The organism is Myroides sp. A21 (assembly GCF_000807225.1).
Taxonomy (GTDB): Bacteria; Bacteroidota; Bacteroidia; order Flavobacteriales; family Flavobacteriaceae; genus Flavobacterium; species Flavobacterium odoratimimum.
In genome coordinates this window covers 708,517-721,829 of sequence record NZ_CP010327.1, presented here as the reverse complement: position 1 = coordinate 721,829, position 13,313 = coordinate 708,517, and the positions used below count along the sequence as shown (strand labels likewise).

Annotated in this window: 10 protein-coding genes and 4 tRNA genes; all 14 read left to right on the top strand. The window is 36.8% G+C overall.

Going from position 1 to position 13,313, the window contains the following annotated elements; genetic code table 11:
* The first annotated feature begins 11 nt into the window (after nucleotides 1-11).
* The 14 genes from hpf (at nucleotide 12) to rpoC (ending at nucleotide 13,313) form a co-directional block, all read left to right on the top strand.
* Nucleotides 12-311, top strand: coding sequence for a ribosome hibernation-promoting factor, HPF/YfiA family (hpf, locus tag MYRA21_RS03410; protein ID WP_006262106.1), 300 nt, complete (start codon nucleotides 12-14; stop codon nucleotides 309-311).
* 93 nt (nucleotides 312-404) lie between these two features.
* Nucleotides 405-478, top strand: a tRNA-Thr gene (locus MYRA21_RS03405).
* A 30-nt stretch (nucleotides 479-508) separates the two neighbouring features.
* A tRNA-Tyr gene (locus MYRA21_RS03400) sits at nucleotides 509-589 on the top strand.
* 20 nt (nucleotides 590-609) lie between these two features.
* Nucleotides 610-681, top strand: a tRNA-Thr gene (locus MYRA21_RS03395).
* A gap of 58 nt (nucleotides 682-739) precedes the next feature.
* Entirely contained in the window at nucleotides 740-1,927 is a 1,188-nt protein-coding gene (tuf, locus tag MYRA21_RS03390; protein WP_006259596.1) for an elongation factor Tu, read from the top strand.
* Nucleotides 1,928-1,987: 60 nt separating this feature from the next.
* Nucleotides 1,988-2,058 (top strand) — tRNA-Trp (locus MYRA21_RS03385).
* Nucleotides 2,059-2,074: 16 nt separating this feature from the next.
* Nucleotides 2,075-2,272, top strand: a complete 198-nt coding sequence (secE, locus tag MYRA21_RS03380; RefSeq protein WP_006259595.1) for a preprotein translocase subunit SecE — start codon at nucleotides 2,075-2,077, stop codon at nucleotides 2,270-2,272.
* A gap of 19 nt (nucleotides 2,273-2,291) precedes the next feature.
* Nucleotides 2,292-2,843: a transcription termination/antitermination protein NusG gene (gene nusG / locus MYRA21_RS03375; protein ID WP_006259594.1), complete on the top strand. Its 552-nt coding sequence runs from the start codon at nucleotides 2,292-2,294 to the stop codon at nucleotides 2,841-2,843.
* A 56-nt stretch (nucleotides 2,844-2,899) separates the two neighbouring features.
* The gene (gene rplK / locus MYRA21_RS03370) at nucleotides 2,900-3,337 is read left to right on the top strand and encodes a 50S ribosomal protein L11 (RefSeq protein ID WP_006259593.1); all 438 of its coding nucleotides are present in this window, start codon (nucleotides 2,900-2,902) and stop codon (nucleotides 3,335-3,337) included.
* Between the two features lie 18 nt (nucleotides 3,338-3,355).
* Complete coding sequence (gene rplA / locus MYRA21_RS03365; protein ID WP_006259591.1) at nucleotides 3,356-4,045, top strand: 50S ribosomal protein L1; 690 nt, start codon at nucleotides 3,356-3,358, stop codon at nucleotides 4,043-4,045.
* 23 nt (nucleotides 4,046-4,068) lie between these two features.
* Nucleotides 4,069-4,557 (top strand): 50S ribosomal protein L10, encoded by a 489-nt coding sequence (rplJ, locus tag MYRA21_RS03360; RefSeq protein ID WP_006259590.1) that lies wholly within the window; start codon nucleotides 4,069-4,071, stop codon nucleotides 4,555-4,557.
* 83 nt (nucleotides 4,558-4,640) lie between these two features.
* The gene (rplL, locus tag MYRA21_RS03355; protein ID WP_016650374.1) at nucleotides 4,641-5,009 is read left to right on the top strand and encodes a 50S ribosomal protein L7/L12; all 369 of its coding nucleotides are present in this window, start codon (nucleotides 4,641-4,643) and stop codon (nucleotides 5,007-5,009) included.
* Between the two features lie 125 nt (nucleotides 5,010-5,134).
* Nucleotides 5,135-8,947: a DNA-directed RNA polymerase subunit beta gene (rpoB, locus tag MYRA21_RS03350; RefSeq protein WP_006259588.1), complete on the top strand. Its 3,813-nt coding sequence runs from the start codon at nucleotides 5,135-5,137 to the stop codon at nucleotides 8,945-8,947.
* Nucleotides 8,948-9,017: 70 nt separating this feature from the next.
* Nucleotides 9,018-13,313 carry a DNA-directed RNA polymerase subunit beta' gene (rpoC, locus tag MYRA21_RS03345; protein ID WP_039328548.1) on the top strand — a complete coding sequence of 1,432 codons (4,296 nt, stop codon included), beginning with the start codon at nucleotides 9,018-9,020 and terminating at the stop codon, nucleotides 13,311-13,313.

The following is a 13,313-nucleotide window of genomic DNA, read 5'->3' as shown; positions in this document are numbered from 1 at the left end:
AACCGTTAATTATGAAAGTAAACATTCAAGCTATTAATTTCAATGTGGATCGTAAGTTGGTAGATTTTGCAAACGAGCGTTTGTCAAAAATCGAAAAGTATTATGATAAGATAGTTTCAGTAGATGTTTTTTTTAAATTAGAGAACACAAATGAAAAAGAAAATAAGATTACAGAAATAAAAGTACTGGTTCCGGGTGACGAGATGATTGTTAAAAAAACGTGTAAGACTTTCGAAGAAGGTGTAGATGCTGGAGCAGATGCACTAGAGCGATTAGTGGTAAAACACAAAGAGAAAATCAAAGCTCATTAATTTAAAAAAATAAGTAAATTGTTTTTTTTAATCAATAAAATATATACATTTGCAGTCCGTTAGAAATAGCGGACTTTTTCTATTGAGTCATTTGCCGGTGTAGCTCAGCTGGCTAGAGCAGCTGATTTGTAATCAGCAGGTCGTGGGTTCGAGTCCCTCCATCGGCTCAAAGAAAAGTAATATCAAACACAGTTTGAGGGGAGATACTCAAGCGGCCAACGAGGACGGACTGTAAATCCGTTGGGAAACCTTCGCAGGTTCGAATCCTGCTCTCCCCACAGAGAATAAGAAGCATCAAGCCGGTGTAGCTCAGGGGTAGAGTGCTTCCTTGGTAAGGAAGAGGTCACGGGTTCAAATCCCGTCATTGGCTCAGGTTTTTTTATTATATTTGAACACTAATTATATAACTAAGATTAAATTATTAAATCATGGCAAAGGAAACTTTTGATCGTTCGAAACCGCACTTAAACATCGGTACTATCGGACACGTTGACCACGGTAAAACTACTACTACTGCTGCTATTACTAAAGTATTAGCTGACGCAGGATTCTCAGAAGCTCGTTCATTTGATTCAATTGATAATGCTCCAGAAGAAAAAGAGCGTGGTATTACAATTAATACTTCTCACGTAGAGTACCAAACAAAAAACCGTCACTATGCACACGTTGACTGTCCAGGTCACGCGGATTACGTGAAAAACATGGTTACTGGTGCTGCTCAGATGGATGGTGCTATCTTAGTAGTTGCTGCTACTGATGGACCAATGCCACAAACTCGTGAGCACATCCTTTTAGGACGTCAGGTAGGTATTCCAAGAATCGTTGTATTCTTAAACAAAGTTGACTTAGTTGATGATGCTGAGTTATTAGAGCTTGTTGAGATGGAAGTAAGAGATTTATTATCTTTCTACCAATACGATGGTGATAATGGACCAGTAGTTCAAGGTTCTGCTTTAGGAGCATTAAACGGAGAGCAAAAATGGGTTGACGCATTATTACACTTAATGGAAGAAGTTGATGCTTGGATCGAAGAGCCAGTACGTGACAACGAGAAACCATTCTTAATGCCAGTAGAAGACGTATTTACAATTACAGGACGTGGAACTGTTGCTACAGGACGTATCGAAACTGGAGTTGCTAATACAGGAGATGCTGTTGAAATCATCGGTATGGGAGCTGACAAATTAACTTCTACTATTACAGGAGTTGAGATGTTCCGTAAAATCTTAGACCGTGGAGAAGCTGGAGATAACGTAGGTTTATTATTGAGAGGTATTGACAAAACTGATATCCGTCGTGGTATGGTTATTTGTAAACCAGGTTCAGTAAAACCACACGCTAAATTCAAAGCTGAGGTTTATATCTTGAAAAAAGAAGAAGGTGGACGTCACACTCCATTCCATAACAACTACCGTCCACAGTTCTACGTACGTACAACTGACGTAACTGGAACTATCCAATTACCAGAAGGAGTAGAGATGGTTATGCCTGGAGATAACTTAACTATCACTGTTGAGTTATTAAGCCCAATCGCTTTATCAGTAGGTTTACGTTTCGCTATCCGTGAAGGTGGTAGAACAGTAGGTGCTGGTCAGGTAACTGAAATTATTGACTAATTATTTAGTATAAATAAGTTCCAAAAGTCAGTGGTTACGGCCACTGACTTTTATTAACAAACGGGTGTAGTTCAAGGGTAGAATAGCGGTCTCCAAAACCGTTGATGGGGGTTCGAATCCCTCCACCCGTGCAAAAACAATATTAACATGGCAAAGGTTTTTAATTACATATCTGATGCTTTCACAGAGTTGAAAAGTAATGTTACTTGGTCTCCGTGGTCAGAAGTTCAACGATACACTATAATAGTTGCTATTTTTGCAATTTTGTTTTCTTTAGCAACGTGGGGTGTAGACACTGCGTTCGGAAGAGTTTTAGGAGTATTTTATAATTGGGCTACTGCATAGAGAAAATTAAAGAAAGATTATGGCTGATACAAGTGTCAAAAAATGGTATGTGGTTCGTGCGGTAAGTGGACAGGAGAATAAGGTTAAGAATTATATCGAAACTGAAATTACTCGTTTAGGTTTATCAGATTACTTATCACAGGTATTAGTTCCTACTGAAAAAGTAGTAACTGTAAAAGATGGTAAAAAGAAGACTACGGAACGTGTTTACTTTCCAGGTTATGTTATGATTGAAGCTAACTTAACAGGAGAAGTTCCTCACGCTATTAAATCGATAACAGGTGTTATTGGTTTCTTAGGAGGTGAAAGAGGTGGAGATCCACTTCCTTTACGTGAGTCAGAAGTAAACAGAATGTTAGGTAGAGTTGATGAACTAGCTGTAAAAGTTGAGTCAGGATCTATTCCTTATGAAGTAGGAGAGTCAGTGAAAGTTATCGACGGACCATTCAATGGATTCGATGGAACAATCGAAAACATTAATGAAGAGAAACGTAAACTAGAAGTAATGGTTAAGATTTTCGGAAGAAAAACACCATTAGAATTAAGTTTTACACAAGTAGAAAAATTATAATGTTACAATAGTCACATCTTGGCTTCCAAATGAGATGTGCCAAATTTTTTTAAGAAATGGCAAAAGAAATTAGTAAAGTAGTTAAACTACAAGTTAAGGGAGGTGCTGCGAACCCATCGCCACCGGTTGGACCTGCTTTGGGGGCTGCTGGAGTTAACATCATGGAGTTCTGTAAGCAATTTAATGCTAGAACACAAGATAAACCAGGCAAAGTTTTACCAGTACAAATTACTGTTTACAAAGACAAATCATTTGACTTTGTTGTTAAAACGCCACCTGCTGCTGTTCAATTATTAGAGGCTGCGAAAGTGAAATCTGGATCTGGTGAGCCTAATAGAAAAAAAGTAGCTAGCGTAACTTGGGAACAAGTTCGTGCTATTGCGGAAGACAAAATGCCTGATTTAAATGCATTTACTGTTGAGGCAGCTATGAGTATGATAGCTGGTACTGCAAGATCTATGGGAATATCAGTAACAGGAACAGCTCCTTTTTAATTGTAAAAGAAAGAAGAAATGGCAAAATTAACGAAAAAGCAAAAAGAGGCTGCTGCTAAAATTGAAAAGAATAGATTATATTCTTTGAAAGATGCATCTGCATTGATTAAAGAAGTTGCTTCTGCAAAATTTGACGAGTCTGTAGATATCGCTGTACGTTTAGGAGTTGATCCACGTAAAGCAAATCAAATGGTTCGTGGTGTGGTTACGTTACCTCACGGAACAGGTAAAGATGTAAGAGTGTTAGCATTGGTTACTCCTGATAAAGAAGCTGAAGCTACAGCTGCTGGGGCTGACTATGTTGGACTAGATGAGTACTTACAAAAGATCAAAGACGGTTGGACAGATGTTGATGTAATCATCACTATGCCTGCTGTTATGGGTAAATTAGGTCCTTTAGGTCGTATTTTAGGGCCAAGAGGTTTAATGCCAAACCCTAAAACAGGAACTGTTACTATGGACGTAGCGAAAGCTGTTCAAGAAGTGAAAGCTGGTAAAATCGATTTTAAAGTTGATAAAACTGGTATTGTTCACGCATCTATCGGTAAAGTTTCTTTCGAAGCTGATAAAATTACTGAGAATGCAGCTGAATTAATCCAAACATTAATCAAATTGAAACCAACTGCAGCTAAAGGTACTTATATCAAGTCTATTAATATATCTAGTACTATGAGCCCTGCTATTGCTTTAGATCCTAAAGCAGTATAATTGGTAAATAAAAAATTATTCGTATGACTAGAGAACAGAAAGCAGTAGCGATAGAAGAATTAAAGGCTAAGTTAGCTGACGCTAATATCTTCTATATCGCTGATATATCAGGATTGAATGCTGAAGTTACTTCAAACTTAAGAAGAGCTTGTAACAAAGCTGGAATTAAAATTGAAGTAGTTAAGAATACATTGCTTGCTAAAGCAATGGAAGCTTCAGATAGAAATTATGAAGAGCTACCTTCTACTTTAAAAGGGAACAGTGCTGTTTTATTTGCAGATGTTGCAAATGGACCTGCTAAAATTATCAAAGACTTTAGAAAAAAATCTGATATTCCAGCTTTAAAAGGAGCTTATATCAACGAGGAAATCTATATCGGAGATAACAATTTAGATGCATTAGTTGCTATTAAATCTAAAGAAGAAGTTATTGGAGAAATCATTGGATTACTTCAATCACCAGCTCAAAGAGTTATTTCAGCTCTTAAAAACCAATTTAAAGACGAAGAATAGTCGACGACTAGATCTAGTTTTTAAAGTTCATCAGAACGCACATTAATAAATTATATTTTTACAAATCATTAAAAGATAGAAAAATGGCAGATTTGAAACAATTCGCAGAACAATTAGTTAACTTAACTGTAAAAGAAGTTAACGAATTAGCAACTATATTAAAAGATGAGTACGGAATCGAACCAGCTGCTGCTGCTGTAGTAGTTGCAGGAGGTGCTGCAGGTGAAGCTGCTGAAGAGCAAACTGAATTCACTGTAGTATTAAAAGAAGCTGGAGCTTCTAAATTAGCTGTAGTTAAAGCTGTTAAAGAATTAACAGGTTTAGGATTAAAAGAAGCTAAAGATATCGTAGACTCTACACCAGCTAACATCAAAGAAGGAGTTTCTAAAGATGAGGCTGAAGGTCTTAAAAAAGCATTAGAAGAAGCTGGAGCTGTAGTAGAGCTTAAATAGTTTTTTTCTAAAAAATATTTTAGGTTTAGGTCTTGGGAAGCTTCCCACAGGCCTAAACCATTTTGCGTATAAAGAGATTTTGCGTAAAAACAATTCAAATTCTAATCAAAATTTTTTGTCCATTGATGATCACAAATCAGACTGAAAGATTAAATTTTGCCTCTACAAAGAATATACCTGCATATCCAGATTTCTTGGATATTCAAGTTAAGTCTTTTAAAGATTTCTTTCAATTAGAAACGAAATCTGAAGAGAGAGGTAAGGAAGGTTTATACAATACCTTCATGGAGAACTTCCCGATCACTGATACAAGAAACCAGTTCGTATTGGAGTTCCTTGATTACTTTGTTGATCCTCCTCGTTATTCAATCGAAGAGTGTATTGATAGAGGATTAACTTACAGTGTTCCGCTAAAAGCGCGTTTAAAATTGTACTGTACTGATCCTGAACACGAAGATTTTGAAACAATAGTTCAAGATGTTTATTTAGGAACAATTCCGTATATGGCGCCAAGTGGTACTTTCGTAATCAATGGAGCAGAGCGTGTTGTAGTTTCACAATTACACCGTTCACCTGGTGTTTTCTTTGGACAGTCATTCCATGCAAATGGAACTAAGTTATATTCGGCGAGAGTAATTCCTTTTAAGGGATCATGGATTGAGTTTGCTACCGATATTAATAGTGTAATGTACGCTTATATCGATAGAAAGAAAAAGTTACCTGTTACAACATTATTCCGTGCTATTGGATTCGAAAGAGACAAGGATATCCTAGAGATTTTCGACCTAGCAGAGGAGGTTAAAGTATCAAAAACAGGACTAAAAAAATATAGCGGAAGACGTCTTGCAGCACGTGTGTTAAACACTTGGCATGAGGATTTCGTAGATGAGGATACAGGAGAAGTTGTTTCAATTGAGAGAAATGAGATTATCTTAGACCGTGATACAGTCCTAGATAAAGATAATATCGAAGAAATCATTGAGGCTAACGTTAAGACGATCCTTTTACATAAAGAAGATAATAATCAGGCAGATTATGCCATCATACATAATACATTACAGAAGGATCCTACTAACTCTGAAAAAGAGGCAGTAGAGCACATCTACCGTCAGTTGCGTAATGCAGAACCGCCAGATGAGGAAACTGCACGTGGTATTATTGATAAATTGTTCTTCTCAGATCAACGTTACAATCTAGGTGAAGTTGGTCGTTATAGAATGAACAAGAAACTTAATCTTGATACTCCAATTGACAAACAAGTTTTAACAAAAGAGGATATTATCACTATTGTTAAATACTTGATTGAATTAATTAACTCAAAAGCTGAGATTGATGATATCGATCACTTATCTAACCGTCGTGTTAGAACAGTAGGAGAACAATTATCTGCTCAGTTTGGTGTTGGTTTAGCTCGTATGGCTAGAACTATTCGTGAGCGTATGAACGTACGTGATAACGAGGTGTTTACTCCAATCGACTTAATTAACGCTAAGACTTTATCGTCAGTTATTAATTCATTCTTCGGAACGAACCAGTTATCTCAATTCATGGACCAAACGAATCCATTAGCTGAGATTACACACAAACGTCGTTTATCAGCTTTAGGACCTGGAGGTTTATCTAGAGAAAGAGCAGGTTTCGAGGTGCGTGACGTTCACTATACTCACTACGGACGTTTATGTCCTATTGAGACACCAGAGGGACCAAACATTGGTTTGATTTCATCTTTAGCAGTTTATGCTAAAGTAAATAATATGGGATTCATCGAAACTCCTTACCGTCCAGTTACTGAAGGGCAAGTAGATATCGTTAATGATCCTATTTATTTAAGTGCAGAAGAGGAAGAAGGTATGTTAATCGCTCAAGCGAACATTCCTGTTGATGAAAAGGGATTTATCACTGAGCAAAAAGTAGTAGTAAAAGAAGAGGGTGACTTCCCTGTAGTTGAGCCAAAAGATGTTCACTATACTGACGTTGCACCAAATCAGATTGCTTCTATTTCTGCTTCATTGATTCCTTTCTTAGAGCACGATGATGCCAACCGTGCGTTGATGGGATCGAACATGATGCGTCAAGCAGTTCCTTTATTACGTCCAGAATCTCCAATTGTTGGTACTGGATTAGAAAGACAAGTAGCTTCAGATTCTCGTGTTTTAATTAATGCTGAAGGTGAAGGTACTGTTGAGTATGTTGATGCTCAGAAGATCATCATTAAGTATGATCGTACTGATGAGGAGCGTTTAATTAGCTTTGATCCAGATGAGAAAACATACAACTTAATTAAGTTTAGAAAAACGAATCAAAGTACAAGTATCAACTTAAAGCCAATCGTAAGAAGAGGTGATAGAGTTACTAAAGGACAAGTACTTTGTGAAGGATATGCTACTCAACAAGGAGAGCTTGCTCTAGGTCGTAATATGAAAGTGGCGTTCATGCCATGGAAAGGTTACAACTTCGAGGATGCTATCGTTATTAGTGAAAGAGTAGTACGTGAAGATATCTTTACATCTATCCATATTGATGACTATACTTTAGAAGTTAGAGATACTAAGTTAGGTAACGAAGAGTTAACTAATGATATCCCTAACGTTTCTGAAGAGGCAACAAAAGACTTAGATGAAAACGGTATGATCCGCATTGGTGCTGAAGTTAAGCCTGGTGATATTCTTATCGGTAAGATCACTCCAAAAGGAGAGTCTGATCCTACTCCAGAAGAGAAATTATTACGTGCTATCTTTGGTGACAAAGCAGGAGACGTTAAAGATGCTTCATTAAAAGCTTCTCCATCATTAAGAGGGGTTGTTTTAGATAAAAAATTGTTCGCAAGAGCAGTAAAAGATAAACGTAAACGTTCTAAGGATAAAGACGAATTGGCTTTATTAGAAACTAGATTTGAAGTTAAATTCAACGAGTTAAAAGAGCGTTTAGTTGAGAAATTATTCTTCATCGTGAATGGTAAAACATCTCAAGGTGTATTGAATGATTTAGGAGAAGAGATTTTACCAAAAGGTAAGAAATTTACTCAAAAAATGTTATTTGCAGTAGATGATTTCGCTCACTTAACTAAAGGACAATGGACAACTGATGAGGATACAAACGGTATGATTACTGATTTAATCCACAACTACAAAATCAAATTAAACGATCTTCAAGGAGTTCTAAGAAGAGAGAAATTCATGATTACTGTAGGGGACGAGTTACCATCTGGAATTTTGAAATTGGCGAAAGTATATATTGCTAAAAAACGTAAATTACGTGTAGGAGATAAGATGGCTGGACGTCACGGTAACAAAGGTATTGTAGCTCGTATCGTTAGAGATGAGGATATGCCTTTCTTAGAAGATGGAACACCAGTAGATATCGTATTGAACCCATTAGGGGTACCTTCTCGTATGAACATTGGACAGATTTATGAAACAGTACTAGGATGGGCTGGTCAAAAACTTGGTAAAAAGTATGCGACTCCAATCTTTGATGGTGCCGAATTAGATCAAATCAATGCTCTTACAGATGAGGCAGGTATACCACGTTTTGGACACACTTACTTATATGATGGAGGAACAGGAGAAAGATTTCACCAACGTGCAACTGTTGGGGTTATCTATATGCTGAAACTTGGTCACATGGTAGATGATAAGATGCACGCGCGTTCTATTGGTCCTTACTCATTGATTACGCAACAACCATTAGGAGGTAAAGCTCAGTTTGGTGGTCAACGTTTCGGAGAGATGGAGGTTTGGGCATTAGAGGCTTATGGAGCATCTAGTACATTACGTGAAATCTTGACGGTAAAATCGGATGACGTTATTGGTAGAGCTAAAACTTACGAAGCAATCGTTAAAGGAGAGACTATGCCAGAACCAGGATTACCAGAATCATTCAATGTATTAATGCATGAATTAAAAGGTCTTGGACTAGACATCAGATTAGAAGAATAAACTAAGATTATAGGGTAAGCAGTGTTGCACTGCTTACTCTTTATCATACACTTTAACAAGTAAGTTTACCATGAATAAAAATAAAGAGAAAAATACCGTAAAAAGGTTTAATAAAATCTCAATAGGTTTAGCATCGCCAGAGTCTATTCTTGCAGAATCGAGAGGTGAGGTTTTAAAACCTGAAACAATCAACTATCGTACTCATAAACCAGAACGTGATGGTCTTTTCTGTGAGCGTATTTTCGGACCTGTAAAGGATTACGAATGTGCGTGTGGTAAGTATAAGAGAATCCGTTATAAAGGAATCGTGTGCGACCGTTGTGGTGTTGAAGTTACTGAGAAGAAAGTACGTAGAGATAGAGTTGGTCACATCAATTTGGTTGTGCCAATTGCTCATATTTGGTACTTCCGTTCATTACCAAACAAAATTGGTTATATCTTAGGTCTTCCTTCTAAGAAATTAGATATGATCATTTACTATGAGCGTTATGTGGTAATCCAAGCTGGTATTGCTAAAAACGTTGATGGTGAACCTATCAATAGATTAGATTTCTTAACTGAAGAAGAGTACTTAAACATTTGTGATACTCTTCCGATGGAAAATCAATATTTAGATGATACAGATCCAAATAAATTCATCGCTAAAATGGGTGCTGAATGTATTATGGATTTATTAGCTACTACAGACTTAGATCAGTTATCATATACTCTACGTCACGCAGCTAATAACGAAACATCTAAACAAAGAAAAACTGAAGCGTTAAAACGTCTTCAAGTAGTTGAGTCTTTCCGTGATTCTAATTTGAATCGTGAGAACAGACCAGAGTGGATGATTTTGAAAGTTATTCCAGTTATTCCACCAGAATTACGTCCATTAGTTCCACTTGATGGAGGTCGTTTTGCTACATCTGATTTAAATGACTTATACCGTCGTGTAATTATCAGAAATAATCGTCTGAAACGTTTAATGGAGATCAAAGCTCCTGAAGTAATTTTACGTAATGAGAAACGTATGCTTCAAGAAGCTGTTGATTCATTGTTCGATAACACTAGAAAATCTTCTGCTGTTAAAACAGAATCTAACCGCCCATTAAAATCTCTTTCTGATTCATTAAAAGGTAAACAAGGACGTTTCCGTCAAAACTTACTTGGTAAACGTGTTGACTATTCAGCTCGTTCAGTAATTGTTGTTGGACCAGAATTAAAATTATTCGAGTGTGGATTGCCAAAAGATATGGCAGCTGAGCTTTACAAACCATTCGTTATTCGTAAGTTAATCGAAAGAGGTATTGTTAAGACAGTAAAATCTGCTAAGAAGATTATAGATAAAAAAGAACCAGTTGTTTGGGATATCTTAGAAAACGTAATTAAAGGACACCCAGTTTTACTTAACCGTGCTCCTACGTTACACAGATTGGGTATTCAAGCGTTCCAACCTAAGTTAATCGAGGGTAAAGCGATTCAATTACACCCATTAGTGTGTACGGCATTCAACGCCGATTTCGATGGTGACCAGATGGCAGTTCACTTACCTCTAGGACCAGAGGCAATCTTAGAAGCACAATTATTAATGTTAGCTTCTCACAACATCTTAAACCCTGCAAATGGTGCTCCTATTACAGTACCATCTCAGGACATGGTATTGGGGTTATACTACATGACTAAGTCACGTAAATCAACTCCAGAACATATTATCAAAGGTGAAGGATTGACTTTCTACTCTGTAGAGGAAGTACATATTGCATTAAATGAAGGTAAACTTGATCTTAATGCTAACGTTAAAGTTAGAGCTAAAGATTATAACGCTGAAGGAAAATTAGTATATCAAATTATTGAGACTTCTGCAGGTAGAATTTTATTTAATGAAGTAGTACCTGAAGTTGCAGGATACATCAATGAGGTATTAACTAAGAAATCATTAAGAGATATTATCGGTCGTATTTTAAGTATTACTGATGTACCTACTACTGCTGCATTCTTAGATGATATCAAGAACATGGGATACGGTTACGCATTCCGTGGAGGATTATCTTTCAGTTTAGGTGATATTATGATTCCTGAGCGTAAACAAGAATTAATTGATGATGCGAACCAACAAGTAGATCATATTACTATGAACTATAACATGGGACTTATCACAAATAATGAGCGTTACAACCAAGTTATTGATGTTTGGACTTCTACAAATGCTATGTTAACTGAGTTAGCAATGAAAAACATTCGTGAAGACAAACAAGGATTTAACTCAGTATATATGATGCTTGACTCTGGAGCCCGTGGTTCTAAAGAGCAGATTCGTCAGTTAACTGGTATGCGTGGTTTGATGGCTAAGCCTAAGAAATCTACAGCTGGTGGTGGAGAGATTATCGAAAACCCAATTCTTTCTAACTTTAAAGAAGGTCTTTCGATTTTAGAGTATTTCATCTCTACTCACGGTGCTCGTAAAGGACTTGCGGATACGGCGTTAAAAACAGCGGATGCTGGATACTTAACTCGTCGTCTACATGACGTAGCTCAAGATGTTATCGTTAACTCTGTTGACTGTGGTACATTAAGAGGTATTGAAGTTAAACCACTTAAGAAGAATGAGGAAGTTATCGAATCATTAGGAGAGAGAGTTTTAGGACGTGTTGCTCTTAATGCAGTGATTAACCCACTTAATTCTGATGTATTAGTTGAAGCTGGTGAAGAAATTACTGAAGCTATTGCTAAATCAATCAATGCTGCACCAATTGAATCAATTGAGGTACGTTCGCCATTGACTTGTGAGGCTAAAGTTGGTATCTGTGCTAAATGTTACGGACGTAACTTAGCTACTGCTAGAATGGTTCAAAAAGGTGAAGCTGTAGGTGTTATTGCTGCTCAATCTATTGGGGAGCCTGGTACACAGTTAACATTGAGAACATTCCACGTGGGAGGTACTGCTGGTAATATCTCTGAGACATCTAGTATTACTGCTAAATTTAAAGGTCGTTTAGAAATAGAAGATCTTAAAACAGTAAAAGGTGAGGATAATGAAGGAAATGCTATTGATATCGTTATTTCGCGTTCTACTGAGGCTAAGTTATTTGATACTAATACAGGTATCTTATTAACAACAAATAACATTCCTTATGGTTCTACAATCTATGTGAATGATGGAGATGTTGTTGAAGAAGGTGCTACGTTATTTAAATGGGACCCTTATAATGGTGTAATTGTTTCTGAGTTTACTGGTAAAGTTGCTTATGAGGATATCGAACAAGGACAAACGTTCATGGTTGAGATCGATGAGCAAACAGGATTCCAAGAAAAAGTTATTACTGAATCAAGAAATAAAAAATTAATTCCTACTTTATTAATCTATGGTAAAGATGGTGAGTTAATTCGTTCATACAACTTACCTGTAGGTTCTCACCTAATGGTAAATGATGGCGATAAGATTAAAGCTGGTAAAGTTTTAGTTAAGATTCCTCGTCATACATCTAAAGCTGGGGATATTACTGGAGGTCTTCCAAGAATTACTGAGTTGTTAGAAGCTCGTAATCCTTCAAACCCTGCAGTAGTTTCAGAAATTGATGGTGTTGTATCGTTCGGTAAAGTTAAGAGAGGTAACAGAGAGATCGTTGTTGAGTCTAAAACTGGAGATGTTAGAAAATACTTAGTTAAGTTATCTAATCAAATTTTAGTTCAAGAGAATGATTACGTGAAAGCTGGTATGCCACTTTCTGATGGAGCTATCACTCCAGACGATATCTTAAGAATCCAAGGACCTTCTGCTGTTCAACAGTACTTAGTAAACGAGATTCAAGAGGTTTATCGTCTACAAGGGGTTAAGATTAGTGATAAACACTTTGAGGTAGTTATCCGTCAAATGATGCGTAAAGTTAAAATCGAAGATCCAGGAGATACTTTATTCTTAGAAGATCAATTAGCACATGCTGCTGACTTCATCGCTGAGAATGATAGATTATATGGAATGAAGGTTGTAGTTGATGCAGGTGAGTCTGATAATTTGAAAGAAGGACAGATTATTACTATGCGTGAATTACGTGACGAGAACTCATTATTGAAACGTGAGGATAAGAACTTAGTAGTTAGTCGTGATGTTATGCCTGCTACTGGTACTCCAATGTTACAAGGTATTACTCGTGCGTCTTTACAAACGAAATCATTTATTTCTGCTGCGTCGTTCCAGGAAACAACGAAAGTGTTAAACGAAGCTGCTGTAGCAGGTAAAGTAGATGGATTAAACGGATTAAAAGAAAACGTTATTGTAGGTCACAGAATCCCTGCAGGTACAGGTATGAGAGAGTACGAAAGTATCCTTGTTAGTACTTCAGATGATGAAGGATTTGCAAATAAAGAAACAGATTTAAACTTCTAG

What these genes read in the sequence shown, in the direction of transcription:
- hpf (WP_006262106.1), top strand. Translation starts at nt 12, where the DNA reads ATGAAAGTAAACATTCAAGCTATTAATTTCAATGTGGATCGTAAGTTG.
- tuf (WP_006259596.1), top strand. Translation starts at nt 740, where the DNA reads ATGGCAAAGGAAACTTTTGATCGTTCGAAACCGCACTTAAACATCGGT.
- secE (WP_006259595.1), top strand. Translation starts at nt 2,075, where the DNA reads ATGGCAAAGGTTTTTAATTACATATCTGATGCTTTCACAGAGTTGAAA.
- nusG (WP_006259594.1), top strand. Translation starts at nt 2,292, where the DNA reads ATGGCTGATACAAGTGTCAAAAAATGGTATGTGGTTCGTGCGGTAAGT.
- rplK (WP_006259593.1), top strand. Translation starts at nt 2,900, where the DNA reads ATGGCAAAAGAAATTAGTAAAGTAGTTAAACTACAAGTTAAGGGAGGT.
- rplA (WP_006259591.1), top strand. Translation starts at nt 3,356, where the DNA reads ATGGCAAAATTAACGAAAAAGCAAAAAGAGGCTGCTGCTAAAATTGAA.
- rplJ (WP_006259590.1), top strand. Translation starts at nt 4,069, where the DNA reads ATGACTAGAGAACAGAAAGCAGTAGCGATAGAAGAATTAAAGGCTAAG.
- rplL (WP_016650374.1), top strand. Translation starts at nt 4,641, where the DNA reads ATGGCAGATTTGAAACAATTCGCAGAACAATTAGTTAACTTAACTGTA.
- rpoB (WP_006259588.1), top strand. Translation starts at nt 5,135, where the DNA reads ATGATCACAAATCAGACTGAAAGATTAAATTTTGCCTCTACAAAGAAT.
- rpoC (WP_039328548.1), top strand. Translation starts at nt 9,018, where the DNA reads ATGAATAAAAATAAAGAGAAAAATACCGTAAAAAGGTTTAATAAAATC.